Here is a 4294-nt window from a genome sequence, read left to right on the forward strand (position 1 = left end):
CCAGGCCAGAACGGAGCAAATCCATGTTGAACAGAATCGAATACCTGGCCCCTTTGGCCATGGCGCTACTGGCGGGTGCGGTACTGCCTTTTCAGGCGACAGCCAATGCCACCGTGGGACGTTTGATGGGCAGTCCGCTGTGGGGTGCGTTGATCTCGCTGTGCGTCAGCCTGCTGGTCATTTTGCCTACGATGGCCGTTTTTCGCGTACCTGCACCCAATCTTGGTAGTGTCGTGCAGGGGCCGTGGTGGCTATGGGTCGGCGGCGTCATCGGGGCCCTGTATGTTGCGGTGGCCGCCTCGGTCATTCCCCGGCTCGGCGCGGGCGGGTTTCTGGTCTGCGTGGTGGCGGGCCAGATGGTCGCGGCGGTACTGGTGGATCACTTCGGGCTGATGGGGCTGGCGACAAGGCCTTTGACCGTGCCGCGTATTGCGGGTGTCGTGCTGATGCTTGTGGGGGTATTTCTGATCCAGGGACTGGATCGTCGGGCAGCGCTGCCTTTGTCCGGAGAAGGGGCCGATGTGGTAGCCGCGCAGCGAGCGCAAGCCCAACATCGGCCTGTCGCTCGCTGAAAGCGTGTGGCGGCTTAGAACGGCAACCGATACGTGATGCTGCCCCAATGACGCAGGCCATCCGTTTCAGTCGTGGTGTTGCCCATGATCTGCAGCGAGCCTCTGCCCAACTGGGCTTCGGCACCCAGCCCGAAGATCATCCAGTTCTGCTTCTGGCGTATGCCTTCGAAGGAAAAGGGCGAGACGTTGATGATGTCCCCTGAAATATCGGACGTGCGGCGCTCAAAGCGGTGCACGGCGGTGGCGCGGCCCAGCAGCGTAACCGACTCGTTCAGCGCATACGTGGCATCGACACCCAGGCGGGCCAGGGTGGACTTTTGTTTCTGGGCATCCCATTTCACGGGGAAGCCCTGGCCCGATTCGGTATAGCCATCTACCTTGGCGTGCGTGTAGAGCAGGGCGGCAAACGGGGTCAGTGCGAAAGAACCGCGCTCGAAGGCATTGCGCCAGTCGATTCGGGCCTGCAGGCCCCAGGTGCGCTGGTCCGGTTTGCCCTCGGCATGGGTCTGCACGCCGGCGTTGAGGTAGCCGCGACGGATGTCCGCCTCGCCAAAGCCGTAGTAGGCGCTCAGCGTGGTCCAGAGCGAGGTGTTGCCCAGCGCGAAGGTGGCCTCGGGCATGATGTACGTGCCGCGTGCGTAGGTACGCCCATCGAAATCGGTATCCTGCCGGCTGAAGGTGCGGCCCAGCGAGATCTTGCCCATGGCGCTGTCGGTAAAGCCGCGCGCATAGCCGATTTCGATTGAACCCATGTTGGCATGGTTGCTGTCCGGCGTGTCGGCCCGGCCCCAGTCGCCTGTGCTCCAGACGTACTGCTGGCCGCGTCCGATCAAGCCGCGCATGGGCGAGCCGTGCGCACCCATCAGGACCATATTGGCGGGCTGGGTGATCTGGCTGATTGCAGCCAGGCCAGTCTGGTAGAGGCCGGCGTTGAACTGTTCCATGGCAATGGCACCGCTGCTGAGGCGGGCAATGAAGAGGTCTCCCGTGCGGTCATAGCCCAGCACGGTATTGCCATCGTCGCTGACGTTGCGTGCTTCCGAAGGCTGGAACGTGGCGCGATCCACGGTGATGCCCGAGTCTTCGAGCCAGTCCGTCACGGATTGCATGCCGATGCCTTCCTGCCAGCGAAAGGCGGTTTTATTGATTATGATGACGTTGTCAACCACGGTGTGGTTACCCATGACGCTGCCAACCACGACGTTGCCCGTGGCGTTCATGGCTGCAGGGGTGGCATTGCTCTGGCCGTCCAGGCTGCCGAGATTCTCCCAACTGTTGCTGGCTTCCGTCCAGCGCAGTGCAGCGTTGCCGGCAAATTCCTGAGCGCGGGCAAGGATGACGGTACCGTCATCGCTGATGCCGATGGGGGATGTCACGGTGTGTGGGTTGTTCTGGATGACCTGGTACTGGTTGTCGCTTTCTTTCCAGCGGAAGGTGGCACTGGTGTTGCCTGCCAGGCTTCCCGCAACGATATTGCCAGCACTGTTCACGGCATAGGCACGAGACTCGGAATAGCCGGCAGGCAGATTGCCGTTTGCCAGTTCTGTTGCCGTATCAGTATTGCGGCTCCAGATAAACGCGCGATCTCCGGAGATTGTCCGCCAGTAGCCGACGGCAACAGTACCGTTTCCATTGAGTGCAGAGACAGCAGAAGAACTGCCGTTGGGGCCGGTAATCTGCCAGGCCGTGCCGGTGTTCAGGTCTACGACACCGGCATATACCTTGGCGACCACATCTATGCTGCCCGCCAATGTGGAGCCATCCTTGCTGAGCGTACTGGCCTCGAAATAATACGCGTTCTGTGGCAATTCAGCGATAACACTACGGCGGCTCTGGTTGAGTACGTCGATCACTTCATAGGTGATGCCGCCTGAGTGTCTGACGATAATGTTGGCATCCGAGCTGGACCATGTAGCGGATTCGTAATAGCCGGGTGTCAGGCTATAGCCGTCTTCCGGCATGACAGGAATCGCGGGCGGGATATCGACGGCGGCCTGGGTCGGCATGCTCATCAAGGGGCTGCACAGGCCGAGCAGGGTCAGCAGGCTGGTGCGCAGCGCGAACGAAGGGCGGGATGTCGATGTCATGGTATGTGTAGTGAAGCCTTGAAAAGGTGCGGATCCTGTATGTGGAGACGACCACCGGAGTGTGTTGTAATTTTTGTCATATTTTGGCTAACTTTGTTGGATGTGGGTAAATTTTTTAGGCATCGATAACGAATCGGAGACAAATCACAACACTGGCCTCATTAATTTTTATTTGCCAAAGGTATGCTAATGCGGTGCCATGCGTACACGACGCTGCCCATGATCCGGCGCAGCCAGCCGCGAGTGAGTCGAAGCATCAAATGAACAACAGAAAAAACGCCACCCTGATCGGCCTGACCGCCGTCCTGCTGTGGAGCGCCATTGTCGGCCTGATCCGCAGTGTCAGCGAAAGCCTGGGCGCGACGGGTGGAGCCGCCATGATCTATACCGTGGCATCGGTGTTCCTGGTGCTGACTGTCGGATTTTCGAGGGTGCGGACATTTCCCCGGCGCTATCTGTTCTGGGGAAGTGTGCTGTTCACGTCCTACGAGTTGTGCCTGGCCCTGTCCATCGGCTACGCCAATACCGGCAGGCAGGCCATCGAGGTCGGGATGGTGAATTATCTCTGGCCGGCGTTGACCATGGTCTGTGCGATCGTGTTCAACGGGCAGCGCTCGAACTGGCTGATCGTGCCTGGATTCCTGCTGGCCATTGCCGGCATCTGCTGGGTGCTGGGTGGCGACCAGGGGCTGGATTTTGCCGTCATGCTGGAGAATGTCCGGGACAACCCGCTGAGCTATGGCCTGGCCCTGACGGGCGCAGTCATCTGGGCGATCTACTGCACGGTGACCGCCCGCATTGCCGAGGGCAAGAACGGTGTCACGCTGTTTTTCATGCTGACGGCGGCGGCACTGTGGATCAAGTACCTGGCCATGGGGGCCGAACCGATGGTGTTCAGTGGCGCGGCCATTGTCTACCTGTTGCTGGCGGCGGCAGCCATGGGGTTTGGCTATGCGGCGTGGAATGTGGGCATCCTGCATGGCAATGTCACGGTGTTGGCCGGAGCATCGTATTTCATTCCGGTCCTGTCTGCCGCGCTGGCGGCCCTGGTACTGCGCACGCCACTGTCGCTGTCTTTCTGGCAGGGCGCGGCGATGGTCTGCCTGGGGTCGGTGCTGTGCTGGCTGGCGACGCGCAGCAAGCGCTGACAGCGGCATGGTCGGGCCGGCGCAGGTCAGGGAAGGGCTTGCCGTCTTGCCCGAAAATAGATACCATCTCGAGGTTTTTGTTGAAATAAAGGAACGGTTCTAGTGAGTACCGATTCGGACCCCAGTTGTCGATCCTGCATCGACGCTTCAGTCTTTTAGGATCCCGGCAGAACCTTTCTTCAGCCGTATCCTGAAAGACAGGATGCGGCATTCCTACCGGTCAGGCGTCCTGCCTGCCTGATGAACGCCCTCCCTCCAGACTCATGGCCGCGCGCGTGCGCACGGTCCTGTTTCGTCCGTGCCCAGGCGATGCGCCTGGCGATCCGCACTCGCCTGCGCGTTCCGCAGTCGTACAAGGAGATGGCAATGCATTTTTTTGATCTGTTTGCCCGCCGTATCGGTGTCCGTCGGGATGCCGTGGAGTCGCGCATGGCTGGCCAGCGCTCTGCCGCCGTGCGTGCCCGTGGGCGTACGCGGTTGTCCGTCA

3 protein-coding genes are annotated in these 4294 nt (G+C 60.7%); 2 read left to right on the forward strand and 1 reads right to left on the reverse strand.

What is annotated here, in order from left to right; all coding sequences use genetic code 11:
- Positions 1 to 23: 23 nt before the first annotated feature.
- The gene (locus ABN482_RS15890) at positions 24 to 572 is read left to right on the forward strand and encodes a DMT family transporter (protein ID WP_349504888.1); all 549 of its coding nucleotides are present in this window, start codon (positions 24 to 26) and stop codon (positions 570 to 572) included.
- A gap of 14 nt (positions 573 to 586) precedes the next feature.
- Here ABN482_RS15890 and ABN482_RS15895 read toward each other — a convergent pair whose 3' ends face one another.
- The gene (locus ABN482_RS15895) at positions 587 to 2659 is read right to left on the reverse strand and encodes an autotransporter domain-containing protein (RefSeq protein ID WP_349504889.1); all 2073 of its coding nucleotides are present in this window, start codon (positions 2657 to 2659) and stop codon (positions 587 to 589) included.
- Between the two features lie 260 nt (positions 2660 to 2919).
- Between ABN482_RS15895 and yddG the strand changes: the two genes are divergently transcribed.
- Positions 2920 to 3807, forward strand: a complete 888-nt coding sequence (gene yddG, locus ABN482_RS15900) for an aromatic amino acid DMT transporter YddG (protein WP_349504890.1) — start codon at positions 2920 to 2922, stop codon at positions 3805 to 3807.
- Positions 3808 to 4294 lie beyond the last annotated feature (487 nt).

The sequence above is a fragment of the Corticimicrobacter sp. genome (assembly GCF_040137905.1).
Lineage (GTDB): Bacteria > Pseudomonadota > Gammaproteobacteria > Burkholderiales > Burkholderiaceae_B > Corticimicrobacter.